Here is a 23,866-nt window from a genome sequence, read left to right on the forward strand (position 1 = left end):
GTCTCCCGCTCGCCCCGGCCCACCGAGCGGGAGACGGGCCCCCGGACACCCCCGCGTCCACACGACGCCGCACCACGAACCGCCGCACCCGGGCCCCATGCGAAGGCCCACCCGCGAGCCACCGCTCCCCGGGTCGTACGCGACGCGCCACCCGGCACCCCCACCCACCCAGCGCACCTGTGCTTCCACGAGACGACCGACCCGCCGCACCCGCCGCCCGGCACGAACACACCGGCCGCCTCCTGGCCCACTGTCCCAAGGAGACGACATGCACCCCTCCCCCGCCCCGGGCGCCCCGGCCTTCCTGCGCATCGCCAGCGCCCGTGGTCGATGGACCCTTCTGGCCACCGTGCTCGGCTCCAGCGTGGTGCTGCTCGGCTCGACCGTCACCAACGTCGCGCTGCCGCACATCGGCGACGACTTCGACGCCGACCTCGCCGCACTCCAGTGGACCGTGAACGCCTACATGCTGACCCTGGCGGGACTCATCCTGCTGGGCGGCTCCCTGGGCGACCGCTTCGGCCGACGCCGGATCTTCGTCCTGGGCATCATCTGGTTCGCCGCGGCGTCCCTGCTGTGCGGGCTGGCTCCCAACACGACCACGCTGATAGCCGCCCGCGCTCTCCAGGGCGTCGGCGGAGCGCTGCTCACCCCCGGATCCCTGGCGATCATCGAAGCCTCCTTCCACCCGGACGATCGGCCGCGCGCCATCGGCCTGTGGTCCGGTTTCGGCGGCATCGGGGCGGCACTCGGGCCGTTTCTCGGCGGATGGCTCGTCGACGGCCCCGGCTGGCGCTGGACCTTCCTGCTGACGATCCCCCCAGCGCTGCTCTGCGTGCCCCTGGCACTGCGCCACGTCCCGGAATCCGTCGGCAGGCCTCAGCAGCCCACCGTCGCCTCCGGTGCCCACACACCGTCCCGGCGGGGCTTCGACCTCGCCGGTGCGGCGCTGGGCGCGCTGACACTCGCTCTGGCGACCTACGCGCTGACCGAAGCCCGTTCGGGCGGGCCCATCGCCCTCGCCGCGGCCGTCGGCAGCATGGCGGCCGGGGCCGCGTTCGTGCTGGTCGAGCGGCGCAGCAGCGACCCGATGATGCCCCTGTCGATCTTCTCGTCGCGACCCTTCACGGCCATCAACCTGATCACCCTGTGCGTTTACGCCGGGCTGGGCGGGTTCTTCTTCCTGACCGCCCTGCAACTGCAGATCGTCGCCGGCTACTCGGCGCTGGCGGCGGGTGCCGCCATGTTGCCGAGCACGGTGCTGATGCTGCTGTTCTCCGCCCGCTCCGGGACGCTCGCCCAGCGCCTGGGACCGCGCATCCCGCTCACGGTCGGCCCCGTGGTGTGCGGGGCGGGCATGCTGATGACGGCGCGGGTGGGTACGCACGCCTCCTATTTCGCCGACGTTCTGCCCGCCCTGCTGGTGATGGGCACGGGCATGGTCATCATGGTCGCTCCGCTGAGCGTGACGCTGCTGGCCTCGGTCGAGGCCGCCGACGCGGGCCTGGCCAGCGGGATCAACAACGCGGCCGCACGCGCGGCCGGGCTGGTCGCCGTGGCCGCGCTGCCGCTGTTGGTCGGCATGAGCCCGGACGCCTACCGCTCCCCCGGCTCCTTCGACACGGCGTTCAACCGGGCCATGCCCCTGTGCGCGGGCCTGCTGGCCATCGGCGCGGCGATGGCCTTCGCTCTGCTGCGCGACACCGCCGACCCCTCGGGCACACGGCACGGCCGGGCGCACGGCTGGCTGATGGAGCCGCCGCTGGTGTCGCGCTTCGCCCATCACCGGGCTCTCGACTAGAACGCGAGCCGGCGCCAGGGCCCCACCCTCGACTAGAACGCGAGCCGGCGCCAGGGCCCCACCGAGGTGCGGGCCGGGTCGAGCGCCGAGATCCCCCGGCCGGGGCACATGGACCAGCCGGTTCCCGCCCCCTCCCCGGCGGGAACCGGCTTCGTCCGTGGACCGGGCCGGCCCTGCGGAACGACGGAACATCAAGCCCCTCCCCCGTCGTCGCAGGACAGATGAAGTACCGCCACGTCGTCCCGCAGCCCCCCGAACGGGGCGGCCAGCAGCGACACGCCGCGTACCAGGGCGTCGACGAACGTCTGCGCCTCCAGATGCGCGAGCCGACCGGCCAGCCTCAGCAGGCCGTCCTCCCCGAGCCGTCCGCCGGCCGTACGGCCTTCGTAGAGGCCGTCGGTGAAGAGCACGACGCCGTCCCCGTCCGGCATCGCCATCTCGCTCTCACACCAGTCGCCTTGCCCGGGAAAGAGTCCCAGCGGGAGACCCGGCGGCGGCTCCACCCATCGGACCTCTCCCCGATGCCGGTGCAAAAACCCCGGGTGGCCGGCGGTGACCGTCCGCAGGGTGCGGCGGTGGGGCGACAGGACCAGGGACACCACGGTCGCGTAGGTCTCCTCCTGCGCTCGCTCCTCGGTCAGGATGCGTTCGAGCAGACGGAGTTGTTCCAGCTGGCTCTGCCCGCACAGCACGGCCGTGCGCCATGCCAGGCGCAGGTGGACACCGAGGGCGGCCGCGGCGGCGCCGTGTCCGGACACATCGCCCATGACCACGTGTGCGCTGCCGTCGTCGCCGCGCACCACATCGCAGAAGTCACCGCCCAGCAACGTGTGCGCACGGCCCGGCGCATAGTGGAAGGCGGTCGTGAAGCCGTCTGCCCGCAGCGTCAGGTCGGGCAACAGACCCCGTTCCAGCACGGCCTTGTCCCGGGCGATCTCCTCGCCGGCCACGGTGCGCCCCGCGACGGCACGTTGCAGGGCGACCCAGATCTTCCGGCAGAACTCGTCGGGAGCGCTGCGGCGGTGATCGGCCCGGCCCTGCACCGAGCCGGCGACGGCGCGAACGACGTGGGACGCATGCGTGCCCTCGAGAACGAGCACGGCCGCGTCGGGGGCGTGGCGGCGTACCCGGGTGACGACGTCGGCCAAGCTCTGGCCGGCCGGTGTGCTGCCCAACAGAACGCACAGCGGGCCGTGGGCGGCGGAGGCGCGGCATCCTTCCTCGACGCTCGGGTGCCAGACCAGCGCATCGGCCAGCCGATCCGGGAGCAGCCGCCGGACATGGGCAGCATCGTGTTCGTCCTGGGACAGCAGAAGTACTTTGAGGTCGCGGCAGAAGGAGAAATCCCCACGGGGACGGGTCTCATGAGCCCGATGTCCTCCACAGCGATCGGCGGCTGGAACGTCCGGCCGCGGAATGGGGATGCTCATGTGTGGTCTTTCGTGCGCGAGAGGCGATGGCGGCTCCACGCACGAGTGTCGGCGGCTCGCGGAACGCGCACCCTTTTTTCTCCTGCCTGGCCCGATCTGTTCGCTCATGAGACAGGGACGCACACGTATCTGTGACACCAAGATCCTCATCCGTGAGCCGCGCCACGGCAGTTGAGGGGGGACAGCCGCAGTAGGCCGACTCGCTGTCACGAACCGGGGTGCTGTCCAGTCAATGAAGAAAGGGCGGAACTCCCTGCGGAGCCCCACCCGCTTTTGCCGCCATCCCGCCGGCGGAGAACGGAGATGACACCTCATGTTCAGCACACCCAGAGACTCCCGCACCTGGTTGATCGGGCTGCCGTGCCGGTCGGACGGCTCCCGGATCGTCTGGCTGTACTACGTCGTCGGCGAGGCGCCGGACAGCGCCGAAGCCCTGTGCGCGGCGGTGCGGCGGGCCAACAGCGCCCCCGAGCGGGACGCCCGCGGCCACCTGCCCGTGGAACCCGATCGTGCCGAGGTGCAGCGCATACGACAGCACATCCTGGGCGACTTCGTCCTGGAAGCCTGCTGAACCCAAGGACGTATCAGCCGCGGCCCCGCCCCGGGCCACAACCCCACCACCCGCCCCGTCGCGGGGACGACGCCTCCGGTTGTCACAAGCGCGCCCCCTGTCCGGTCAGTACGGGAACTGGTGTCCGACACGATCCGAGGAGGACCGGAATGATGTCCCAAGGCGTTGATCCTCAGGCTGACCCCGCCACCGTCGCGGCGTCGCTCACGGCCGAGGCGACCGCTCTCGAAGGGCGGCTGCGCCAGCTCCGTGAGGCCGTGCACGTCGTGAACACACGTATCGCGTCGATCGCCGAGTCCCTCCAGACCCTGCACGGCATCGCGACGACACACGGCGGAGGTGGGCGCCGCTCCGGATCCCCGGACGACGCCCACCCTCGCGGTTGACCCCCTCACGAGCCACTCAGCCCCGCGCCGGTACCTCCTGAAGCACCCATTCGTTGCCGTCCGGGTCGCTGAACTCGGCGTAGGAGTGATAGTCACGACGCTGCGGGTCGGGTCCCTCGACCCGCTTCTCATCGGTGCTGCGGTGGAACACACCACTCGTGTCATGGAAGATTCCGCCGGTCACCACGCCCCTCGCCGCAAGTTCCCGGCAGGCCCGCTCGATGTCCGAGACGACGAGGTGCAGGCCCCGCACCGAACCCGGGGCGGCCGTGGTGACTCCGGTCCCGAACAGGATCGAACACGCCGATCCTGGAGGCGTCATGTGCACCACGCGATAGGAGACGTCGATGGCATGGTCGGCATCCAGTCGGAACCCGACGGCCTCGTAGAACGACTTCGCCCGGTCGACGTCCGAGACGGGCAGCACCAGGACGGCCAGCTTGAGCTGCATGGCGTCGGCGCTCTCTCCGGCGGGCAGCTCGGCTGACGCGCCCGCGCCCTCAGCACCGCTGTCGGCCCGCGCGGCGTCCACCACCTCCTCGCTCTCCACCCGGTACCGGTGGATCCCGGTTCGCGAACCGTTGGCCACGACCGTCCAGCCCTCGACCACGCGCCACTGCGCGTCGGTGCCCTGCAAGTACGTCCCGTCCGGCGCGGTGGCGGCCCGCAGTTCGGCATCCAGGGCCGCGTGCCGTTCGTGCGGCACGTGGAGTTCCAGAGCGAAGCGGCGCAGCGACCGCGTGCCGTGCGCGGCTTCCGCCACGGGCAGTGGTACGGCGGCTATCTCGCGGAGCCCGCCCAGCAGGGTGACATGCAGCATCGTCATGAGTCCGTCACCGGTTCCCTTCCGTGCCGGGCCGCGCGATCACGAGAGGTCCTCGTCGTTGACCCAGCTCATGAGCTTGCGCAGCTCCTTGCCGGTGGTCTCCAGCAGCAGTTCGGAGTCCTGCTTCCGGTACTCCTGATACCTCTTCAGACCGCCGTGGTACTCGGCCATCCACTCACGCGCGAAGGTGCCGTCCTGGATCTCGGCGAGGACCTGCTTCATCTCGGCCCTGGTGGCGTCGGTGATGATGCGTGGGCCGGTGACGTAGTCGCCCCACTCGGCGGTCTCCGAGATCGACCAGCGCATCTTCTCCAGCCCGCCCTCGTACATGAGGTCCACGATCAGCTTCAGCTCGTGCAGGCACTCGAAGTAGGCGATCTCCGGCTGGTAGCCCGCCTCGGTCAGCGTCTCGAAGCCTGCCTTGACCAGCGCCGACACACCACCGGCGAGCACGGCCTGCTCACCGAACAGGTCGGTCTCGGTCTCCTCGGTGAAGGTCGTCCTGATGACGCCCGCGCGGGTGCCACCGATGCCCTTGGCGTACGACAGCGCCAGCGGGAAGGCGCTTCCTGTGGCGTCCTGCTCCACCGCCACCAGACACGGAACGCCGCGACCCTCTTCGTACTGGCGACGCACGAGGTGACCCGGGCCCTTGGGGGCGACCATGCACACGTCCACGTTCGCCGGCGGCTTGACGAAGCCGAAGCGGATGTTGAACCCGTGCCCGAAGAACAGCGCGTCACCGTCCTTCAGGTTCGGGGCGATGTGCTGCTCGTAGACCTCGCCCTGGAGCGGGTCCGGAACAAGGATCATGATCACGTCGGCCTCGGCGGCGGCCTCCGACGGGGTCACCACGCGCAGGCCCTGCTCCTCGGCCTTGGCCTTGGACTTGGAGCCCTCGTGCAGACCCACGCGGACGTCGACACCCGAGTCACGCAGCGACAGCGCGTGGGCGTGGCCCTGGCTGCCGTAACCGATGACCGCGACCTTGCGGCCCTGGATGATGGACAGGTCGGCGTCGGCGTCATAGAACAGCTCGGCCATGGCAATCCCCTCGCTTGTAGCCGCCCGCATCCAACTGCGGGGAAAAACACCCGCCGGCGAGCGACAGTCGAAACACTATCTCATTCAATGTTGTCACACGTCTTGCACTGTGCAGGTTCAGCAAGTAGGCGACGCGTCCTCGAAGGAATGTCGGAGAACCCGCTGAACTTCAGCTTCAGAAGCCCAGGAGTGTACCGAAGAACCCGACACACGGTGTCTTCCTGCACCGCGTTGCCACCACGCACGCCGCGTCGGCGAGCTGGCGAGGGCGAGGCCGATGTCCTGCGTCCGGGCCCGGACCGTCGTCGCACTGCCCGTATCCGGGACCGTGCGCAGCGGAACGCCGGAGTGGTGCAGCACCGCAGCCGTCCGGGCGTCGTCGGGGTGGATGACACCGTAGACCTCACGTACGCCCAACACGACGGCGAACCGGCCGAGTTCCTTCAAGAGCCGGGTGCCCAGCCCCCTGTTCTGCCAGGTGTCCTCCACCAGGAGCGCGGCCTCGGCGTCACCCTCGTCCGGCAGCAGATGCCCTATCGCCACGAGCCGCTCTCGCGGGTCCTGCACCGCCAGGTGCACCGACTGGGGTCGGGACAGCAGCGGCCCCAGGTAGGTGTCGGGGTCGCCCATGGCCCGGTGATAGCGGTGCCACCGGGCGGCGGCGGAGCACCGGCGGTGCAGAGCGGCCACACGGGGCTCGTCGTCCTGGTCGACGCGCACGATCCGCAGTCCCTGTCGCATGTCCCTCTCCCTCGACCCGGGCACAGCCGGTCGGCTGCCGCCCAGTCATCAGACCGGGTGACACGGGCCGTTGTGACGGTGTGCCGTTGCCAGGGGTGCAGCCGCGTTTCCGCGGGGCTGTCACAGACGCCTGCACCCCTCGGTCTTCTCTGCGAGAGCGGGTCGGGCCCGCGGGACCGCCCGGGACGCGCGGTTCTCACGCGTCCGCCCTCAGCGACTTCGAGAAAGGCGGTTCCATGCCGATCGGCTCATTGACCGTTCTGGATGCCGGCCCCTTCGACGGGGTGGACCCCGACGAGCACGTCAGGGCGGCCATGCAGTGGCACTTCACTCCCGAGACGGGGTCCCGGTACTGGCTGGAACGGGTCGACCGGCTCGGTTTCGACCCCTGCCGCGACGTCAAGGGCGTGGCCGACCTGGCGCTCTTTCCCGATCTGACGGACGAGCTGCGCGATGTGCGGGTGACCGATCTCGTCCCCCGCGGTTACGGTTCGCAGGCCCGGCCGCTGCACGTGTTCGAGAGCGGCGGCACGACCGGGGCGCCGAAGCGGGTCGTGCAGATGGACGACTGGGCGCGGCACGGCAGCGAACAGGTGGCCCGCCGGCTCCGGGACCACGGACTGCCCGTCGGCGCACTGTGGCTGACCGTGGCGCCGACCGGCCCGCACCTCGTGGGTGAAGTGCTGCAACGGGCCGCGGCAAGTCTCGGCAGCCCCGGGCTGGGAGTCGACATGGACCCCCGCTGGGTCAAGAAGCTGGTCGCCGCGGGCCGTCGCGACGAGGTCGACGCCTACACCGACCATCTCGTGGACCAGTGCCGGCGCATCCTGCTCGGCCAGGACATCGGTGTCATAGCCGCCACCACCCCGATGCTGGAGCGCTTCGCCCGGGACAGCGACCTCGTGGAGGTCATCAACGGCAGCGCCCAGGCGATCATCTGGGGCGGCACCCACATGGATCCCGACACCCGGGACCTGTTGCAGACCGAGGTGTTTCCCGACGTGCCGGTGATCGGCATGTACGGCAACACCATGATGCTCACCGCGCTTCTGGAGCGGGTCGGTCTCGCGGCGTCGGAGCCGTGTGTGTTCGACCCGGTCTCGCCGTACGTCTTCCTGAGCGTCGTGGATCCCGACACCGGACAACCGGTAGCGGAGGGCGAGCGGGGCCAGGTGGTGGTGAGCCACGTCAGCAAGTCCATGCTGATCCCCAACAACAGGGAGCGGGACACCGCGTTGCGGGTCCGCCCGGCCGAGGGCCACGCCGGGGACGCCGTCGCCGACGTCGCGCCGGTTCCCGCGGTCGCGGGTGAGACCGTCATCGAGGGTGTCTACTGATGGCCCCCGTCTCGACCACCGAGCCGTTGCATCTCGACGCCCTGGGCCCGCGGGGCGCCTACCGCACACGTGTGCCGAGCACGGTGACCGATGTGTCCGGTGCCCCGATCGCACGGCTGAGTCTGGTGCCCCCGCTGTACGTGGCTCGCGCGATCGGTGCCCTGCGCCAGGCGCCGCCGATCGCCGCGGCCGACCTGGACACCGTGTTCGCCACCGCCGGAGAGGCCTTCGCCGCGGGCACCGTGGGCGGCCTGAGCGTCCGGGAGTACGAACGTCTCGTCAGCCGGACCTCGGGCACGCCGCTCGCCGTGGTGCGCGCCGCGACCCGGGGCACGGCGCGCTTCGTACGGCACGCCGCCTCGTCCGCCGACCGTGGCAGGCCGCGCGGCGCCGCCAGCGACCTCAGCGACCCCGTCCTGCACGAGACGCACACGGTGTGGGCGCGTCAGGGCGACGTGTTCGCCGTCAACGCCTCCGGCAACCACCCCGGCGTACACCGCGGATGGCTGGAGGCGCTGGCGCTGGGTTACCGCGTCGCCGTGCGCCCGTCCCGGCGCGAGCCCTTCACTGCCCACCGGCTGGTCGCGGCACTGCGTCAGGCGGGAATCCGGGACGACCAGCTCATGCTGCTGCCCACCGACCACGCGGCTGCCGGCACGCTCGTCCACGGCGCGGACCGGGCCGTCGTCTACGGCGGCGACGACGTGGTGACCAAGTACGCGCACGACACGAAGGTCCTGCCGCAGGGGCCGGGACGGTCGAAGATACTCATCACCGCGGACACCGACTGGCGTGACCATCTGGACGCCCTCGTCGCGTCCGTCGCCGACGAGGGCGGCACCGCGTGCGTCAACGCCACCGCCATCCTCGTCGAGGGCGACCCCGCCCCGCTCGCCGAAGCCCTCGCGGCCCGTCTGACCGTCCTGCCCAGCCTTCCCCCGCAGGACGAAAGGGCCCGTCTGCCGGTGTGCCCGCAGCAACGAGCCCGAGCCCTCAGCGCGTATCTGAAAACCGTCGCGGCCGGGACGCGCGCCTGGCTCGGCGGCGACGGGATCGCCGACGACCTCGGAGACGGCAGCGCCGTACTGCGCCCCGCCGTGCACCAGACCGCGAGTGCCCGAGCCCCTCAACTGCGCACCGAACTGCCCTTCCCCTGCGTGTGGATCGCTCCCTGGACCCGGGCGGACGGCATGGCGCCGCTGCGCGACACGCTCGTGCTGTCGGCGCTGACCAGGGACCGCGGCCTGTGGGAGTCGCTGATCGCGGAACCCAGCATCGCCAACGTGTACTTCGGCGATCAACCGACCCACTGGATGGCGCCGGGTGTCCCCCACGACAGCTATCTCTCCGACTTCCTGATGCGGAGCAAGGCGGTGTACGAGGGACCGTCCTGAACGGCGCGCGCCTGCCGTGAGAGCGTCGCCCGCCCCCTCGGTCGGGCGACGACCGTCGTCCCGGCCGTCCGGCGGCGTGCCCGGGTGCGCGCCCGTCTCTTCGTCCCGCGCTCAGTGGGGCAGGACCAGCATCACGGCCGTCCCGAGCGCCATCGCCCCTTCGCTCACATGCCGTGACGGCGCCGCCGCCGCGGCACGGCGCGCCGCGCTCACGGCCGAGCGCAGCGAGGGCATGGGGCGGGTCAGCGACCACAGCGCGTACGCCAGCAGACAGGACGCCAGCGACAGCGTGATCGCGGAGCCGGCGAGAGGGACACCGGCTCCCAGAGCGCAGTGCGCAGCCGACCCGCGGTGTGCGTGCGCCGGTCCGGTCCCGGTGTGCGGCACGCGCAGCATCCAGGCCATCGCGGCCATAGCGGCCGCGTGCGGTAACCGGTGGGTCATCGCCGCCGTCCCCTCGGCCTCCCGGCGGCGTCCGACTGGCAGGACGAACCACACCGCGCCGGCGGTGAAGACACCGCCGGCGACGGCAGCGGGCCCCGCGCGGACGTCGGTCCAGGGCATCGCCGCCATGGACACGGCCATGGCGGCGGCCAGCAGCCGGTCCACCCGGACACCGAACCCGGTCCTGGGTGACCCGACGCCCCGTGCCAACCCGTGCAGGAGCACCGCCACGAACAGCAGCGTCAGCAGGCAGTGCACCAGGACGACGGGGGTGCCCATGCCGGGTCCGTGCCGTGCCCGCTCAGGCAGTGGGGCGCGGTGCCCGCAGGTGGGCGCGCTCCGCCAGTTCCTTCTCGTCGACCAGTTCCAGCATGGGCTTGCCCGGAGCACACATCATGGTCACCACGAACCGGGTCCGCGCGTCGGAGAGCGCGTTGCCGTCCTGGTAGTGGATGGCGTCGCCGCCGGGCTCCCAGAACGTGCCACCCGCCTCCACCACGCGCTCGGGCTCGCCCTCGAGCTCGAAACGGACCGCGCCCTCGACGACGTAGCCGAAAGCGGGGCCGGAGTGCCGGTGCGGGGGCGTGCCCGGGTCGCCCGGCTCCCACTCAACGAGAATGGTCATCGCCGACGCCCCCTCCGGGACAGTGAACGGTGCGGCGTCCTGGAGCACCGTCGCCGCCGTCATCCAGCCGGCGGTCCCCTCTTGGTCGCCGTGCCCGTGGTGGCCGTGGGCGGAGTGGTCGTGTCCTGCCATGTTGTCCGACACTGTGTTGCACCTTCCGTAGACGTGAACATCGTTCGTCACTGGTGACCGGGAACCATGCGCATGTGTGACAACCAACCTCCTCCCACAGTCCTTTCACCCCCTCGACCGAGTCATCCGGAGCGTGGGGCGGGCGTGGAACCGGGGGGCAAATCCGGCGGATCGGACGCGACCATTGCCACCGTGTGACCGGGGATCGCGAAAGAGATAGCGTGAGCAGATGCGGCCCGCAGCGCGTACCCTCCCCCCTCGCGCGTAGCATGCAGGGCGCAAAGCCAGAAGGGACGACCCATGCGCGCCGGCGCTCACCCCGACACTTTCGACCGCGGTCTCGATGACTTCCTCTCGGCCAGACCCCGGTTGTTCGGCATCGCGTACCGCATCCTCGGCAGTGCCGCCGAAGCCGAGGACATCGTCCAGGACGCCTGGCTGCGATGGCAGAACTCCGATCGCGCGCAGATCCATGAACCGGCCGCCTTCCTGACCACGGTCACCACCCGGCTCGCGATCAACCTGGCCCAGTCCGCGCGGGTACGCCGGGAGTCCTACGTCGGGCCCTGGCTCCCCGAGCCGGTCGACACCACCCAAGACCCCCACCTGGGGGCCGAACACGCCGAGGCCGTCGAGATGGCGGTGCTGCTGCTGATGGAGAAGCTCAACCCGATCGAACGCGCCGCCTACGTGTTGCGGGAGGCGTTCGACTACCCCTACCAGCGGGTCGCCGACATCCTGGAGACCAGCGACGCGAACGCCCGGCAGCTGGTCAGCCGGGCGCGCAAGCACCTGGGCGCCGAGCGCAAGGAGCGCGTCAGCCCCGCGGCCCACCGGCGTCTGCTCGAAGGCTTCCTCTCCGCCGCGCGCACGGGTGATCTCGCCACCCTGGAGGACCTGCTGACCTCGGACGTCGTCAGCTACTCGGACGGTGGCGGCATCCGCGGCGCGTCCAGGATCCCCGTCATCGGCCGCGATCACGTCTCCCGCTACCTGGCCGCCTTCGCCCCGCGGTTCTGGCCGAATGCCGAGACCCGGTTCGTCGAGGCCAACGGCCGCCCCGCCGTCCTCGTCGCACGGGACAACGCCCCGGTGGCCCTGTTGTGCGTGGACGCGTCCGACGCCGGCATCGAACGCATCATGTGGGTGATGAACCCGGTCAAGCTCAACCCCTACGCGCTGTCCCTGGGGGCCTGAACTGTCCCCGGGGCCCGACTCGCACCCCTGCACGCCGTCCCGGGGTGCCTGACCCGCCCGTCCGGTGCCCTCCGCTCAGTCGACGCACTCCCAGGGGTTGGTGTACCGCGTCCGCTCGCCCTCGTAGATGCAGTCGACCGGGTACCCGATCACACCCGCCCGGTCCTTGGCGTCGACACACGACTCCGCGATGACGTCGGTCATCGCCCCACCTCCCCTTCGCCAGCCGGCGGTTGCGGACCGCACGGCCTACGTGCACCCGGCGGCCGGTGTGCGGTATGACCGCCCCTGCCGCCAAGATGTGACACCGACAGGCGGGCTCGGGCTCGGGCTCGGGCTCGGGCTCGGGCTCGGGCAACGGTGTCACAAACCCTCACTCCACCTGGTCGTAGCTGGTGACCACCCCGAGCGATGGGAGCAATCGTGGTTGCCACCGAACAACGTCTTTCCACCACAGTGCTGGTGATCGGCACCGGCGGAGCGGGACTGCGCGCGGCCATCGAGCTGGCCGAGGCCGGCGTCGATGTCCTCGCCGTCGGCAAGCGCCCCAAGGAGGACACCCACACCTCTCTCGCCGCCGGCGGGATCAATGCGGCCCTGGCCACGATGGACCCCGAGGACACCTGGCAGCAGCACGCCGCCGACACCCTCAAGGAGAGCTACCTCCTCGGCGACCCCCGCACCGCCGAGATCGTCACCCGTGGGGCCGCCCTCGGCATCGACGACCTGGAGCGCTACGGCATGGCCTTCGCCCGGGAGGAGGACGGCCGGATCTCCCAGCGCTTCTTCGGCGCCCACAAGTTCCGCCGCACCGCCTTCGCGGGCGACTACACGGGCCTGGAGATCCAGCGCACGCTCATCCGGCGCGCGAACCAGCTGGACATACCGGTGCTCGACAACGTCTACATCACCCGCCTGCTGGTCCACGACGGTGCCGTCTTCGGCGCCTACGGCTTCGGCCTCGGCGACGGCAGGCGCTACCTCGTGCACGCGGACGCCGTCATCCTCGCGGCCGGCGGCCACACCCGGATCTGGCGGCGCACCTCCTCGCGGCGCGACGAGAACACCGGCGACTCCTTCCGGCTCGCCGCGGAGGCCGGAGCCCGGCTGCGCGACCCGGAACTCGTCCAGTTCCACCCGTCGGGCATCATCGAGCCGGAGAACGCGGCCGGGACCCTGGTGAGCGAGGCGGCCCGCGGCGAGGGCGGCATCCTGCGCAACGCGCTCGGCGAGCGGTACATGAACCGCTACGACCCCGTACGCATGGAACTGTCCACCCGCGACCGGGTGGCCCTCGCCTCCTACACCGAGATCAAGGAAGGTCGCGGGACGTCCAACGGCGGGGTGTGGCTCGATGTCTCCCACCTGCCTCGGCAGACCATCATGAACCGGCTCCCCCGCGTCTACCAGACACTGCTGGACCTCCAGATGCTGGACATCACCCGCGATCCCATCGAGGTCGCGCCCACGGCGCACTACTCGATGGGCGGTGTGTGGGTCCGCCCCGAGGACCACAGCACGGACGTGCGCGGCCTGTACGCCATCGGTGAGGCCTCCAGCGGACTGCACGGCGCCAACCGGCTCGGCGGCAACAGCCTCATCGAGCTGCTGGTGTACGGCCGTATCACCGGGCAGGCGGCCGCCGCCTACTCGGAGTCCCTGACCGCGCAGCCGCGCTCGGCCGCCGCGGTGGCGCAGGCGCGGGCGGAGGTCGACGACCTGCTCGCCGCGGACGGCCCGGAGAACGTGCGCGCCCTGCAACGGGCCATCCGCAACACCATGACCGAGCACGCGGGCGTGGTCCGTGACGAGGAGGGGCTGCGCACCGGGCTGGCGGAGCTGGACGCCATCGAGAAGCGCATGGAGAACGTCGGCGTCCATCCGGACATCGCGGGCTTCCAGGACCTCGCCCACGCCTTCGACCTCAAGTCGTCGGCCCTGGCGGCGAGGGCCACCCTGGAAGCGGCGCTGGAGCGGCGCGAGACGCGCGGATGCCACAACCGCAGCGACTACCCCGACATGGACCCCGCGCTGCAGGTGAACCTCGTCTGGTCCCCGACCGAGGGCATCACCCGTGAGCCCATCAGTCCTGTCCCCGACGAGATCGCGGCCCTGATGCAGGACGTCTCGACGGACGGAAAGCTCGTCGAATAGGAATCCTCCTGCCCGGGAGAAGATTTCCGGAAGGGGGAAAGGTGTCACAGCTCCGATCAATTCCCGGTCACACCCCGTGCGGGCAGCAGCTGGAGGACGTGGCCGTCGTGATCGACGTCTCCAACTCGCCCTCCTTCTGGGCCTGTCGTTCCACGCACCGTGGAACGACAGGCCTATTTTTTGTACGGCGCCGTAGACCAGCCGGCGCGCAGGCCCGATTCCGCTTCCACGCCGATGAGAAAAGCTCCAAAACCACTGTCACAGCGTCCTTGGTCCCTCGGTCGTTGAGGGGGAGACGATCGCCGGGTCTGTGAGCGCCTCGTGGCCGCGTTCCGACAACCCGGGCCCCGCAGGAATGGAGTCAGAGGGACATGTATCCAGAGGCATCCCCCACAGAGGCACCCCCCGCGGACAGGAACCTCGCCGAGGCCGTCACCACCTTCGTGGAACTGCGGCCCCGGCTCTTCGGTATCGCCTACCGCATCCTGGGCAGCGCGACGGAAGCCGAGGACGTCGTGCAGGAGGCGTGGCTGCGCTGGCAGCGGACCGACCGTTCGGCAGTGGTCAGCCCCGCGGCGTTCCTGTCGAGCACCACGACGAGGCTGGCCATCAACGTGGCGCAGTCCGCCCGCGTGCGCCGCGAGACCTACATCGGGCCCTGGCTGCCCGAACCCATCGACACCAGCATCGACCCGGTGGCCGGCGCCGAACGCGCCGAGGCCCTGGAACTCGCCCTGCTCCTCGTCCTGCAGAAGCTCACACCCACCGAGCGGGCCGCCTACGTGCTCAGGGAGGCCTTCGAGTACGGCTACTCGGAGATCGCGGCGATCCTGCGCCTCACCCCGGTCAACGCCAGGAAGATCGTGAGCAGGGCGCGCAAGCACCTCACCGACGACGAGCGGGACAGTGTCGACGTCCAGGAGCACCGCAGGCTGCTCGACGCCTTCGTCGCGGCCGCCCAGGAAGGCGACGTGGCCTCGCTGGAAGCGCTCCTGACGCCCGACGCGGTCAGTCTGTCCGACGGCAACGGGCTGCGCGGCGCGGCCCGTGTGCCCGTGGTCGGTCGTGCCCGGGTGGCGAACCTGTCGACCGCCTCGTCACGCTTCTGGCCGACGGTCGAGATCGCACCCGTGCAGGCCAACGGGCGCGCCGGGGTTCTGCTGTACCGGGACGGTCGGCCCGCCACCTTCATGACCGTCGCCGCCACACGGCGGGGGATCCACCAGGTTCTGTGGGTGTTCACCCCCGACAAGATCGCCGCCTTCCTCGGATCACGTGCCGACCGCGCCACCTCGCCCGCGCGTCCCGGGGACGCCGGGGCACCTGAGCTCACCCGGGAAGGGAACGGTTCCAGCTACGCAGCTTGTCGGGGTTGAGAACCGCCCAGACCTGAAGGACCAGCGAGTCCGCGATGTCGAGGGTCAGCACCGCGGCGACCTGGTCGTCGCACCGGGCGACGAGGCCGGTGCGCCCGTTGACCGATCCGGTGCACAGGGTCACGCGCCGCTGTCCGGCCAGCAGGACCAACAGGCTGCGGGCGACCTGCTCGTCGCCGCGAACAGGCCGCGTCAGCGCCCGGATCTTGCCGCCGCTGTCGAAGAAGGCCGTCGCGTCGGGGGCCAGCAGCGACCGCAGGCGGGGGCGGTCCTGATCGCTGCACGCCCGCCGCACGGCAACGGTGATCTCATGCTCGCGACGCGCCGACACGGGCCGCGCACGCCGCGCGCCCACACTCCACCGGGCCCGCTCGTCCGGTTCCACGTCCTCGCCGTACGACGCCCGCAGGGACTGGATCTCCCGCTGCTCCCCGCCGGGCCGGACCGGCGCCGGCCGCGTCAGACACGCCTCGTCCACGACCTTGGTGAGCCAGACGCGGGGGGACGGCATTCGGACCCGCTCCGGATCGGTGAGGCGGTACCACCGCCGGTAAGCCTCGTCGACGACGCGTTCGGCCGCGACGCGGCTGCCGAGCACACGGCAGGCGACGTCCAGCAGGTGCCGCCGTTCGTCGAGCGACTCGGCGAGCGGTACCGCACCAACGGCATGATCCATGCAGCGACCCCCACAGACAGAAGCTGCGGCATGTTTTCACAACACACCGATGGTGTGCCACTTAGTGTCAATCCCCCGTCGGCGCAGAGACGCCCGACGGGTCCGTCATCCGCAGCCGGGCGGGCGGCGGATGGGGCAGGGTCGCGCGGTCACGGGCCCGCAGTCCGTCGAACGCGATCTCCAGGAAGCGTTCCCACGCCCGCGGTTCACGGTCCAGCAGCGGCTGGGCGGTCTGGTGGATGCCACCGAGGAGCAGCACGATGTCGGTTCCGGTGATGTCACCGCGGACGGCTCCCTGTTCCCTGGCCCGGGCGGTGAGGTCCTCGACCGTGTCGCAGAGCCGGTCGATCGCCTCGCGTACGTCCGCGTGCTGGAGCGAGGGCCGGCCGATGACGTCACAGAACGCGCGGTCGGCGGCGAGCAGGCCGATTCCGTGTGCCATGAAGTCCTTCAGCGCACGGCCGGCGTCGTCGGCGCGCAGGAGCCGGTCCGCCGCCTCGAGCAGCCGGTCGAGCAGCTGCATCATGATCGCCGCGAGAAGGTCGTCCTTCGTCGGGAAGTGCCGGAACACCGTGCCCTTGGCGACGCCGGCCCGCTGAGCGATCGTGTGCATCGACACATCCACCCCGCATTCGGCGAAGGCCTCGGTGGCCGCGCGCAGCAGCAGTCGCCGATTGCGCACGCTGTCGGCCCTGGCCTGCACCGCCGGTGTTCTCCCGGTCATGACGCCTCCCTCTGCGTGTCACAACATTAACACTGAACATGACTCGTGGGTCATGTTCAGTGTTACGCTGGCACGACATGACCCCTCGGTCACCTTACCGGGCCGCCGTGTCCTGTCCTCGCACACAATCACGGCCTGCCCGTCCCACCCCGCCACCTCTTTCGGAGATGACATGAGTTCCGTTCTCGACCCCAAGATCGCCCTCGTCACCGGCGCCTCGTCCGGCATCGGCAGGGCGACCGCACTGGCGTTGTCCAAGGCGGGGGCCACCGTCGCCGTCGGCGGCCGCAGGACCGACCGGCTCGAAGCGCTGGCGCAGGAAGCGCCCGGGGAGATCCTCGTCCTGGACATGGACGTCAGCGACCCCGAGTCGGTACGCAAGGCCGTCGACCGGACCGTCGAACGCTTCGGCACCCTCGACATCGTCGTGAACAACGCCGGCGTCATGCTCACCGGCCCCGTCCTGGACGCGGACCTCGCAGAATGGACCCGCATGGTGGAGACCAACCTGCTGGGCTCCCTGTACACGGTGCACGCCGCGCTGCCCCACCTGCTGCGCTCTCGCGGCGCGGTGGTCCAGATCTCCTCCACCTCGGGCCGTATCTCCTCGGCCGGCGCCGCCGTCTACTCCGCCACCAAGTTCGGCGTCACCGCCTTCGCCGAAGCGCTGCGCCAGGAGGTGACCGAGCAGGGAGTCCGTGTCGTCCTCGTGGAACCGGGCTTCGTCTCGACCGAGTTGGCCGACCACATCGCCGACCCGAACCATCGTGCCGCGGTCAAGGCCATGGCCGAGTCGATGCGGACCCTTCAGCCGGAGGACATCGCGGCCGCGGTGGTCTACGCCGTCACACAGCCCGACCACGTAGCGGTCAACGAGATCCTCGTACGCCCCACCGACCAGTCCCGCTGATCGCCCGTGCCCGGCGGCAACCGCCGCCCCGCACCCCCGCTTCCAGCCGGGCACGGGCACGGCGGCCGTCACAGACGGCCGCCCCTCACGGTCTGAGCTTCGGGAGGCACAGGTCGTGCCTCTGCCCGTACCTCGGCTGAGAGGCAAGCATGAACACGCGCATCGTTACCGTGGCCGAAGGAAAGCAGCTCGCGCGCTCCGTGGCGATCGGTACCCACAGCCTGACAGCCGACGAGCCGGAGCCCGTAGGCACCGACACCGGCCCCACCCCGGGCGAACTCCTCCTGGCCGCGCTCGGAGCGTGCACGTCCATGGCGGTGCGGGCCTACGCGCAGCGCCACGAGTGGCCGCTGGACCGGGTGGACGTCGCGGTCCGCTTCGGCGCACAGGGGCAGGTGGTCAAGAACATCGGGCTCGTCGGGGAGTTGACCCCCGCGCAGCGGGACCAGCTCCTCGCGGTCGCGGGTCGCTGTCCCGTTCACCGGCTGCTGACCAAGGACGTCACGATCATCACGGTGCCCACGCTGCTCGCGGAGCCCGCGCCGCTGCCGTGACGTCAGGCCCACACAAGAACGCGGGGTGCGGGGGCCGGCCGTGAAGCCGGACCCCGCACCCCGCGTCCGTATGGCGCGGGCCTGCGGCGCTCAGGCGGTCGCCTGCGCCGCCTCGTTGATCAGTCGGGCCACGTCACCGGGGCGCGAGACGCTGACCGCGTGGGAGGCGGAGACCTTCATGACGGTCGCCCCGGCCCGCTCGGCCATGTAGGTCTGCGCCTGCGGGGGGATGTTCCGGTCCCCGTCCGCCACCAGCACCCAGGAGGGAATGTCCCGCCACGCCGGCGCGGACGCGCCCTCCGCCAGTGCGGCTTCGGCTACCGGTCGCTGCGTCGCGGCCATGACGGCCGTGGTCTCCTCGGGGACGTCGGCGGCGAACTGCTCGTGGAACTTGGCCTGTTCGATGTACAGGTCCGTGACCTGGCTGCCGTCGGACAGCTTCACCGGCACGGGCCGGAGCGTGTCGCCGAGGGTGCTGCCGGGGAACTTGCCCGACAGGGTGACGGCGCTCTCGCCCTCCTCGGGCAGGAACGCCGCGACGAAGACGAGCGCCTTGACCTCGGGCAGCCCCTTGGCCGCGTTGCTGATGACGGACCCGCCGTAGGAATGGCCGACGAGGACGACGGGGCCCTCGACGGACTGCACGATCTGCCGGACGTACGCGGCGTCGCCGGTCAGTCCGCGCAGCGGATTGGCGACGGCGATCACCGGATAGTCGTGCGCAAGGAGCTTGTCGACGACGCCGTTCCAACTGGAGGCGTCGGCGAACGCGCCGTGTACGAGGACGATGGTGGGCTTGTGTGCACTCATGGAGGATGGCCTTCCGACGTGCCGGGGGAATGTGGTCGGGTGTGCGGTGTCAGTCGGTTCCGAGGGCCTTGCGCAGCACGTGGATGGCCTGCTCGACCGCGGCGGTCGACGCCTGGGTGCCGCGGACGGGGTTCAGCATCATGAAGTCGTGCAGGGAGGCGTTGTAGCGGATGCTGGTCGTCGGCACACCGGCCTGGACGAGCTTGCGGGCGTAGGCCTCGCCCTCGTCACGCAGCACGTCGTTCTCGTCGACGACGACGAGCGCCGGCGGCAGGTCCCGGAGGTCTTCCAGCGTTGCCCGCAGCGGCGAGGCGGTGATCTGGGCGCGCTCGGCGGGGTCTGTGGTGTAGGCGTTCCAGAACCACTCCATGGCCTTGGCCGTCAGATGCGGACCGTGCGCGAAGGTCCGGTAGCTCTCGGTGTCCTGGGCCGCGTCGGTGACGGGGTAGTACAGCGACTGGTGCACGAAGGCCACGTCGCCCCGCTGCTTGGCCATGTGGGTCAGGGCGGCGGTCATGTTGCCGCCGACCGAGTCGCCGGCGACGGCGAGGCGGGAGGCGTCGAGCCCTTCGCCGGCGCCCTCGGTGACGATCCACCGGGCGGTCGCGTAGGCCTGCTCGATGGCGACCGGGTACTTGGCCTCCGGGGAGCGGTCGTACTCGACGAAGACCAGGGCGGCGTTCACCCCGACGGTCAGCTCGCGCACGAGCCGGTCGTGCGTGTCGGCGTTGCCGAGGATCCAGCCGCCGCCGTGCACGTAGAGGATGACGGGCAGGGGGCCGGTGCTGCCGACGGGCTTGAGGATGCGTACCCGCACGTCGCCGACCGACGCCGGAACAGTGATCCACTTCTCGTCCACGTCGGGCTTCTCGATGGGCTGCGCCTGCACGTCGTCGAGCAGCTTGCGCGCGCCCTCGACCCCGAGCTCGTACAGCAGCGGCGGCTTGGCGGTCGCGTCGGCGAAGTCCTGCGCGGCGGGCTCGAGAACGATGTCGTTCATGATGTGTTCCTTCTCTGGCGACTAAGGAGGACTTTTCACACCATGGGACCGGGCCCGGAGCAGGTGTGTGACACCAAAAGGTCCCGGGCCGTCGAACACGGCCCGGGACCGGACCCCGGAACGGGGGCTAGGAACGGGGTGTGCCGGGCTTCGGCAGCGGTTCACCGTCCACGAAGAGGTCGACGTGCTCGTTGTAGAAGGCCGTCAGGCCCGCGATGCGGTTGGCATGGATGGTCGGGAAGTCGTACGCCCAGGCGATGTCCTCGTGGACGGCTGTGGGGCCGTCGAACGACCAGTAGCCGCTCGTCGTTCCCTTGTACGGGCAGCGGGTCACCGTGTCGGTCCGCCGCAGTCGGGTCCAGTCGACGTGCGCGCGGTCGAGGTAGTAGCGCGTCGGCAGGCCGGTCTCGAAGAGTTTGACGCACGCCGGCGCCTCCGCCAGGACCACGCCCTCCAGCTCCACGCGCACGCTGCTCGAGGAACGCACGGCGTCCACCCGCGAGTACGGGCTCCTGGGGTGGACGAAGACGGGTTCGTCCTCCTCGAACCAGTAGTCGATGGCCGGCCACTCGAAACGCACCGTGCCCTGGAGCGGTGCCGGGGCGTCCTTCCCCCACACCCAGGCGGCACCAGGGCGCGAGTCCCCGCCCACGGACAGCGTGTGCCGGTGCGCCGTGCCCGCACCGTGCTCCTCGGCGACGCCTTCGTCGTCGAGGACGCCGTCGACAAGGTCCCGCACCGGGATGCTGAACTGCGGATACGCCTGCCATTCCCAGACGTACAGGGCGCGCCGCGTGTCGAAGACGGTGCGACCGCCGATCACGCCCCTGATACGGCGGGGCACCGGCTCCACGTGCCCGACGGGCACGAGGAAGCTGGGATGCAGAACACTTTCGGTTTCCATGATCATCACCTAGGTCGGTCGGATGTTCCGCGCCCGTTCGGACCGGACACGGAGGGGGTGGTCACCCAGGACGCTCGCGCCCTCGGGCCGTCACGGACCGCGGGGTCCGTCCGGCGTTGGCGCGTACAGCGCTGAGCAGGGCTTGTTTCGCTGTCACAGCGGGTGGCGGAGGCCGGTCTGTGCGGGGAGACAGTCCCCCTGGGTGAGGAGATCACGCGTGCACACGCGTAGCCATGATGACGCCAACACTCTTGACACTAGCAAGACAACCTTCTCATGCACACTGTGCACACTGTGTCCGAGGGCCGGCCCCGGCGACGACGGGCCCGGTAAGGCGCCCGGCCACGACACCCGGTACCCAAGCCGCGCCCGGCCGGAACCGCGGCTTCCCTCCCCCACCGCTCCTTCGTCGGAGGATTGGCATGTCAACCCTGCCCCTGCTCGCCCCGCTGCGACGCGTCACGACCGACGTGCTCGAAGTCGCCTACTACGAAACGGGCTCCCCCGACGGTGACACCGTCGTCCTTCTCCACGGTTTCCCCTACGACATCCACAGTTACGTGGATGTGGCCCCCCTGCTGGCCGAAGGCGGATTCCGTGTCATCGTCCCCCACCTGCGAGGGCACGGCCCCACCAGATTCCTGTCAGACTCTCTTCCCCGTTCCGGCCAGCAGGCTGCCCTGGGGGCCGACGTCATCGCGCTCCTGGACGCCCTCGGCATCGAGCGGGCCTACCTCGCCGGCTACGACTGGGGCGGTCGCGCGGCCACGGTCGCTGCGGCACTGTGGCCCGAACGAGTCCTCGGCCTGGTCTGCGTCAACGGCTACCTGATCCAGGACATCGGCGCCGCCATGAACCCCATCTCCCCCGAACTGGAAGCGGGTTTCTGGTACTTCTACTACTTCCTCACCGAGCGCGGCCGCACCGGACTGGCAGCCGATCCGCGGGGCGTCGCCAGGGTCATCTGGAAACGCAACTCCCCGGTGTGGGCCTTCGGCGAAGCCGAACTGGAGCGGGCCGCCGAGGCCTTCACCAATCCGGACTACGTCGATGTCGTCATCCACTCCTACCGGCACCGGCTCGGCCTGGCACCGGGCGCGGACGCCTACGCCGATCTGGAAGCCCGGCTCGCCGGCCTTCCTCCGATCACCGTCCCCACGGTCACCCTGGACGGCACCGCCGACGGCAACTTCCCGGCGACCGACGGGTCATCGACCGCTCACCACTTCATCGGCCCCCGCCTGCACCTTCAGGTCGCGGACGCCGGCCACAACATGCCGCAGGAACGCCCCGAGGCATTCGCCGCGGCGGTACGGGACGTACGGGCCCTGCGACGGGGACACCCCCGCCACGACTGCCTCACCGGCTGACACCCGATCGCGTGGCACACCGGCCCGGCGCCGCGCCGACGTCACATCGGACCGTGTCCACCGGTCACATCGAGTGCGGGCGGGCACGGCCGCCTGACCGCCCCAGGAAAGGAAAGCACCATGTCGTACCCCTACCCGGAACAGAAGTACTTCGGAGACGACGGCGAGGTCAGCGCCGTGTTCCGGCCCGCCGACACCCCACCCGACCTCGGCGAGAGCGGGCCGGGCAAGGACGCCACCCACTATCTGGCCACCACCGCCACCACCCGCGGCGAGTTCGGGCTGTACCGGGTGGAGATGAGGCCGCGGGCCGGCGGCCCCAAGACGCACTTCCACAAGCGGATCTCGGAGTCGTTCTACATCCTGGACGGCACCGTGCGCATCTTCGACGGTGTGCGCTGGGTGGATGCCCGCAAGGGCGACTTCGTGCACGTGCCGCAGGGCGGGCTGCACGCCTTCCGCAACGACTCCGACGCACCGGCGGACATGCTCCTGCTGTTCACACCGGGCGCGCCGCGCGAGGAGTACTTCGAGCAGGTGTCGACGCTGGCGCACGCCTCGGAGGAGGAGCGCTCCGCGTTCTTCGACCGGCACGACTCCTACTTCGTGGAGTAGGTCCGCGCCTTCGGTGTCCCGCGGTGCCCGCGTCCTCCCCGCGGTCGTGGTCGCGGGACACCCGCCGTCGGGACGCCCCGGGTTCGGGTATCGGGCAGCTTGTCACAACAACACCTTTCGTCCCGTCAACAAGGCAGGGCGCGCGGGCGCATCCGACCTCGCGGCCGCCCTCTCGGCACGTCTGGCCGTCACGCCCGGCCGTCCCGCCCCCGGCAAAGGAGACCGAATGAAAGTCGTCGTTGCAGGCGCCACGGGACGGATCGGCTCGAGAACGGTCACCCGCCCGCAGGACCACGAGGCGCAGGTGGTGCCTCGCTCCCGCGCCCTGGGCGTCGACGCCGGTGACGCACACGCACCGCGCCGGGCGCTGCGCGGTGCGCAGATCCTGGTGGACGCCACCGACGCGCCCTCGCGACAGCAGGACGTCAGCACGGCGTTCTTCGCCGGCACCACCCGCGGCCTCCTGACGGCCGCCAGGACGGCGGGCGTCGAGCACCACGTGGCCCTGTCCGCCGTGGGCGCCGGCCGCGCCGGACAGGGCCACGGAACACCTCCGGGACAAGGCCGTACAGGAGACCTGGTCCGGCGCTCCGCACTGCCCTACTCCCTGGCGCGCACCACCCCGTTCTTCGAGTCGCCCTGGAGGCCGCCGGCCCCGGGGAGCGACCGTTCGAGGACCGCGCCGTCGACGTGCTCGCCGCCCAAGTCCACGTGACTCCCGTGATCGGCGACGCACGCACAGCGTGCTTCGGTGTCCTGATCGGCCAGCGGACCCTGCTGCCCGGACCGGACGCCCATCCGGGCCGTCACACGACGGCCCAGCGGCTTGAAGACCGCCGATCCAC

Annotated in this window: 24 protein-coding genes and 1 pseudogene; 13 read left to right on the plus strand and 12 right to left on the minus strand. The window is 70.8% G+C overall.

Going from position 1 to position 23,866, the window contains the following annotated elements:
• Nucleotides 1-268 precede the first annotated feature (268 nt).
• On the plus strand, nucleotides 269-1,801 hold the full coding sequence (locus tag EJC51_RS01575) for an MFS transporter (protein ID WP_126269331.1): 1,533 nt from the start codon (nucleotides 269-271) through the stop codon (nucleotides 1,799-1,801).
• Nucleotides 1,802-1,992: 191 nt separating this feature from the next.
• On the opposite strand, the gene EJC51_RS47595 is transcribed toward EJC51_RS01575, so the two are convergent.
• Nucleotides 1,993-2,976, minus strand: coding sequence for a PP2C family protein-serine/threonine phosphatase (locus EJC51_RS47595; RefSeq protein WP_166682805.1), 984 nt, complete (start codon nucleotides 2,974-2,976; stop codon nucleotides 1,993-1,995).
• Between the two features lie 568 nt (nucleotides 2,977-3,544).
• Here EJC51_RS47595 and EJC51_RS01585 point away from each other — a divergent pair.
• Complete coding sequence (locus EJC51_RS01585; protein WP_126269333.1) at nucleotides 3,545-3,802, plus strand: hypothetical protein; 258 nt, start codon at nucleotides 3,545-3,547, stop codon at nucleotides 3,800-3,802.
• A gap of 149 nt (nucleotides 3,803-3,951) precedes the next feature.
• The gene (locus EJC51_RS01590) at nucleotides 3,952-4,188 is read left to right on the plus strand and encodes a hypothetical protein (protein WP_126269334.1); all 237 of its coding nucleotides are present in this window, start codon (nucleotides 3,952-3,954) and stop codon (nucleotides 4,186-4,188) included.
• Between the two features lie 16 nt (nucleotides 4,189-4,204).
• On the opposite strand, the gene EJC51_RS01595 is transcribed toward EJC51_RS01590, so the two are convergent.
• From EJC51_RS01595 to EJC51_RS01605, 3 genes are all read right to left on the minus strand, one after another.
• Nucleotides 4,205-4,639, minus strand: coding sequence for a VOC family protein (locus EJC51_RS01595; protein ID WP_126276752.1), 435 nt, complete (start codon nucleotides 4,637-4,639; stop codon nucleotides 4,205-4,207).
• Nucleotides 4,640-5,053: 414 nt separating this feature from the next.
• On the minus strand, nucleotides 5,054-6,058 hold the full coding sequence (gene ilvC / locus EJC51_RS01600; protein WP_126269335.1) for a ketol-acid reductoisomerase: 1,005 nt from the start codon (nucleotides 6,056-6,058) through the stop codon (nucleotides 5,054-5,056).
• A gap of 117 nt (nucleotides 6,059-6,175) precedes the next feature.
• A complete protein-coding gene (locus EJC51_RS01605; protein WP_126269336.1) occupies nucleotides 6,176-6,799 on the minus strand; it encodes a GNAT family N-acetyltransferase in 624 nt (207 codons plus the stop codon).
• A gap of 236 nt (nucleotides 6,800-7,035) precedes the next feature.
• Between EJC51_RS01605 and EJC51_RS01610 the strand changes: the two genes are divergently transcribed.
• A complete protein-coding gene (locus EJC51_RS01610; protein WP_126269337.1) occupies nucleotides 7,036-8,136 on the plus strand; it encodes a phenylacetate--CoA ligase family protein in 1,101 nt (366 codons plus the stop codon).
• Nucleotides 8,136-9,530, plus strand: a complete 1,395-nt coding sequence (locus tag EJC51_RS01615) for an aldehyde dehydrogenase family protein (RefSeq protein WP_126269338.1) — start codon at nucleotides 8,136-8,138, stop codon at nucleotides 9,528-9,530. Before EJC51_RS01610 ends, EJC51_RS01615 begins: the two co-directional genes overlap by 1 nt.
• Before the next feature lie 111 nt (nucleotides 9,531-9,641).
• On the opposite strand, the gene EJC51_RS01620 is transcribed toward EJC51_RS01615, so the two are convergent.
• Entirely contained in the window at nucleotides 9,642-10,253 is a 612-nt protein-coding gene (locus EJC51_RS01620) for a DUF5134 domain-containing protein (protein WP_126269339.1), read from the minus strand.
• A gap of 22 nt (nucleotides 10,254-10,275) precedes the next feature.
• Nucleotides 10,276-10,662 (minus strand): cupin domain-containing protein, encoded by a 387-nt coding sequence (locus tag EJC51_RS01625; protein ID WP_244363344.1) that lies wholly within the window; start codon nucleotides 10,660-10,662, stop codon nucleotides 10,276-10,278.
• A 369-nt stretch (nucleotides 10,663-11,031) separates the two neighbouring features.
• Between EJC51_RS01625 and EJC51_RS01630 the strand changes: the two genes are divergently transcribed.
• Complete coding sequence (locus EJC51_RS01630) at nucleotides 11,032-11,928, plus strand: RNA polymerase sigma-70 factor (RefSeq protein WP_126269341.1); 897 nt, start codon at nucleotides 11,032-11,034, stop codon at nucleotides 11,926-11,928.
• A 78-nt stretch (nucleotides 11,929-12,006) separates the two neighbouring features.
• Here EJC51_RS01630 and EJC51_RS48165 read toward each other — a convergent pair.
• Nucleotides 12,007-12,132: pseudogene (locus tag EJC51_RS48165) on the minus strand (ferredoxin); the annotation flags it as partial.
• 207 nt (nucleotides 12,133-12,339) lie between these two features.
• Between EJC51_RS48165 and EJC51_RS01635 the strand changes: the two are divergent.
• Nucleotides 12,340-14,082 (plus strand): L-aspartate oxidase, encoded by a 1,743-nt coding sequence (locus EJC51_RS01635; protein ID WP_166682806.1) that lies wholly within the window; start codon nucleotides 12,340-12,342, stop codon nucleotides 14,080-14,082.
• Between the two features lie 371 nt (nucleotides 14,083-14,453).
• Nucleotides 14,454-15,458, plus strand: a complete 1,005-nt coding sequence (locus tag EJC51_RS01640) for an RNA polymerase sigma-70 factor (RefSeq protein ID WP_126269343.1) — start codon at nucleotides 14,454-14,456, stop codon at nucleotides 15,456-15,458.
• Here the strand turns inward: EJC51_RS01640 and EJC51_RS01645 are convergent.
• Together EJC51_RS01645 and EJC51_RS01650 are read right to left on the minus strand one after the other, a co-directional pair.
• Nucleotides 15,412-16,134 (minus strand): sigma-70 family RNA polymerase sigma factor family protein, encoded by a 723-nt coding sequence (locus tag EJC51_RS01645; RefSeq protein WP_126269344.1) that lies wholly within the window; start codon nucleotides 16,132-16,134, stop codon nucleotides 15,412-15,414. The genes EJC51_RS01640 and EJC51_RS01645 overlap by 47 nt on opposite strands.
• Nucleotides 16,135-16,201: 67 nt before the next feature.
• Complete coding sequence (locus EJC51_RS01650; protein WP_244362379.1) at nucleotides 16,202-16,858, minus strand: TetR/AcrR family transcriptional regulator; 657 nt, start codon at nucleotides 16,856-16,858, stop codon at nucleotides 16,202-16,204.
• Between the two features lie 172 nt (nucleotides 16,859-17,030).
• On the opposite strand from EJC51_RS01650, the gene EJC51_RS01655 reads away from it, so the two are divergent.
• Nucleotides 17,031-17,768, plus strand: coding sequence for an SDR family NAD(P)-dependent oxidoreductase (locus EJC51_RS01655; RefSeq protein WP_126269345.1), 738 nt, complete (start codon nucleotides 17,031-17,033; stop codon nucleotides 17,766-17,768).
• 149 nt (nucleotides 17,769-17,917) lie between these two features.
• On the plus strand, nucleotides 17,918-18,322 hold the full coding sequence (locus EJC51_RS01660; RefSeq protein WP_126269346.1) for an OsmC family protein: 405 nt from the start codon (nucleotides 17,918-17,920) through the stop codon (nucleotides 18,320-18,322).
• A gap of 90 nt (nucleotides 18,323-18,412) precedes the next feature.
• Here EJC51_RS01660 and EJC51_RS01665 read toward each other — a convergent pair whose 3' ends face one another.
• The 3 genes from EJC51_RS01665 to EJC51_RS01675 all read right to left on the minus strand — a co-directional run bounded on the left by EJC51_RS01665 (nucleotide 18,413) and on the right by EJC51_RS01675 (nucleotide 21,036).
• Nucleotides 18,413-19,132 carry an alpha/beta fold hydrolase gene (locus EJC51_RS01665; protein WP_126269347.1) on the minus strand — a complete coding sequence of 240 codons (720 nt, stop codon included), beginning with the start codon at nucleotides 19,130-19,132 and terminating at the stop codon, nucleotides 18,413-18,415.
• A gap of 49 nt (nucleotides 19,133-19,181) precedes the next feature.
• Entirely contained in the window at nucleotides 19,182-20,132 is a 951-nt protein-coding gene (locus tag EJC51_RS01670; protein ID WP_126269348.1) for an alpha/beta hydrolase, read from the minus strand.
• A gap of 127 nt (nucleotides 20,133-20,259) precedes the next feature.
• Nucleotides 20,260-21,036 carry a DUF427 domain-containing protein gene (locus tag EJC51_RS01675; protein WP_126269349.1) on the minus strand — a complete coding sequence of 259 codons (777 nt, stop codon included), beginning with the start codon at nucleotides 21,034-21,036 and terminating at the stop codon, nucleotides 20,260-20,262.
• 422 nt (nucleotides 21,037-21,458) lie between these two features.
• On the opposite strand from EJC51_RS01675, the gene EJC51_RS01680 reads away from it, so the two are divergent.
• From EJC51_RS01680 to EJC51_RS01690, 3 genes are all read left to right on the plus strand, one after another.
• The gene (locus EJC51_RS01680; protein WP_126269350.1) at nucleotides 21,459-22,406 is read left to right on the plus strand and encodes an alpha/beta fold hydrolase; all 948 of its coding nucleotides are present in this window, start codon (nucleotides 21,459-21,461) and stop codon (nucleotides 22,404-22,406) included.
• A 120-nt stretch (nucleotides 22,407-22,526) separates the two neighbouring features.
• Nucleotides 22,527-23,021, plus strand: a complete 495-nt coding sequence (locus tag EJC51_RS01685; protein WP_126269351.1) for a cupin domain-containing protein — start codon at nucleotides 22,527-22,529, stop codon at nucleotides 23,019-23,021.
• Between the two features lie 226 nt (nucleotides 23,022-23,247).
• A complete protein-coding gene (locus tag EJC51_RS01690; protein WP_208870672.1) occupies nucleotides 23,248-23,736 on the plus strand; it encodes an SDR family oxidoreductase in 489 nt (162 codons plus the stop codon).
• The last annotated feature ends 130 nt before the right edge of the window (nucleotides 23,737-23,866 follow it).

This window comes from Streptomyces aquilus, from assembly GCF_003955715.1.
GTDB lineage: Bacteria > Actinomycetota > Actinomycetes > Streptomycetales > Streptomycetaceae > Streptomyces > Streptomyces aquilus.

Excerpts from the sequence above, each read along its gene's own strand:
- EJC51_RS01680 (WP_126269350.1), top strand. The coding sequence starts at position 21,459 with ATGTCAACCCTGCCCCTGCTCGCCCCGCTGCGACGCGTCACGACCGAC.
- EJC51_RS01685 (WP_126269351.1), top strand. The coding sequence starts at position 22,527 with ATGTCGTACCCCTACCCGGAACAGAAGTACTTCGGAGACGACGGCGAG.
- EJC51_RS01670 (WP_126269348.1), bottom strand. The coding sequence starts at position 20,132 with ATGAACGACATCGTTCTCGAGCCCGCCGCGCAGGACTTCGCCGACGCG.
- EJC51_RS01690 (WP_208870672.1), top strand. The coding sequence starts at position 23,248 with ATGAAAGTCGTCGTTGCAGGCGCCACGGGACGGATCGGCTCGAGAACG.
- ilvC (WP_126269335.1), bottom strand. The coding sequence starts at position 6,058 with ATGGCCGAGCTGTTCTATGACGCCGACGCCGACCTGTCCATCATCCAG.
- EJC51_RS01610 (WP_126269337.1), top strand. The coding sequence starts at position 7,036 with ATGCCGATCGGCTCATTGACCGTTCTGGATGCCGGCCCCTTCGACGGG.
- EJC51_RS01655 (WP_126269345.1), top strand. The coding sequence starts at position 17,031 with ATGAGTTCCGTTCTCGACCCCAAGATCGCCCTCGTCACCGGCGCCTCG.
- EJC51_RS01595 (WP_126276752.1), bottom strand. The coding sequence starts at position 4,639 with ATGCAGCTCAAGCTGGCCGTCCTGGTGCTGCCCGTCTCGGACGTCGAC.
- EJC51_RS01635 (WP_166682806.1), top strand. The coding sequence starts at position 12,340 with ATGGGAGCAATCGTGGTTGCCACCGAACAACGTCTTTCCACCACAGTG.
- EJC51_RS01625 (WP_244363344.1), bottom strand. The coding sequence starts at position 10,662 with ATGACGGCGGCGACGGTGCTCCAGGACGCCGCACCGTTCACTGTCCCG.
- EJC51_RS01660 (WP_126269346.1), top strand. The coding sequence starts at position 17,918 with ATGAACACGCGCATCGTTACCGTGGCCGAAGGAAAGCAGCTCGCGCGC.
- EJC51_RS01645 (WP_126269344.1), bottom strand. The coding sequence starts at position 16,134 with ATGGATCATGCCGTTGGTGCGGTACCGCTCGCCGAGTCGCTCGACGAA.
- EJC51_RS01640 (WP_126269343.1), top strand. The coding sequence starts at position 14,454 with ATGTATCCAGAGGCATCCCCCACAGAGGCACCCCCCGCGGACAGGAAC.
- EJC51_RS01605 (WP_126269336.1), bottom strand. The coding sequence starts at position 6,799 with ATGCGACAGGGACTGCGGATCGTGCGCGTCGACCAGGACGACGAGCCC.
- EJC51_RS01650 (WP_244362379.1), bottom strand. The coding sequence starts at position 16,858 with ATGACCGGGAGAACACCGGCGGTGCAGGCCAGGGCCGACAGCGTGCGC.
- EJC51_RS01675 (WP_126269349.1), bottom strand. The coding sequence starts at position 21,036 with ATGGAAACCGAAAGTGTTCTGCATCCCAGCTTCCTCGTGCCCGTCGGG.
- EJC51_RS01575 (WP_126269331.1), top strand. The coding sequence starts at position 269 with ATGCACCCCTCCCCCGCCCCGGGCGCCCCGGCCTTCCTGCGCATCGCC.
- EJC51_RS01665 (WP_126269347.1), bottom strand. The coding sequence starts at position 19,132 with ATGAGTGCACACAAGCCCACCATCGTCCTCGTACACGGCGCGTTCGCC.
- EJC51_RS01620 (WP_126269339.1), bottom strand. The coding sequence starts at position 10,253 with ATGGGCACCCCCGTCGTCCTGGTGCACTGCCTGCTGACGCTGCTGTTC.
- EJC51_RS01630 (WP_126269341.1), top strand. The coding sequence starts at position 11,032 with ATGCGCGCCGGCGCTCACCCCGACACTTTCGACCGCGGTCTCGATGAC.
- EJC51_RS01590 (WP_126269334.1), top strand. The coding sequence starts at position 3,952 with ATGATGTCCCAAGGCGTTGATCCTCAGGCTGACCCCGCCACCGTCGCG.
- EJC51_RS01585 (WP_126269333.1), top strand. The coding sequence starts at position 3,545 with ATGTTCAGCACACCCAGAGACTCCCGCACCTGGTTGATCGGGCTGCCG.
- EJC51_RS01615 (WP_126269338.1), top strand. The coding sequence starts at position 8,136 with ATGGCCCCCGTCTCGACCACCGAGCCGTTGCATCTCGACGCCCTGGGC.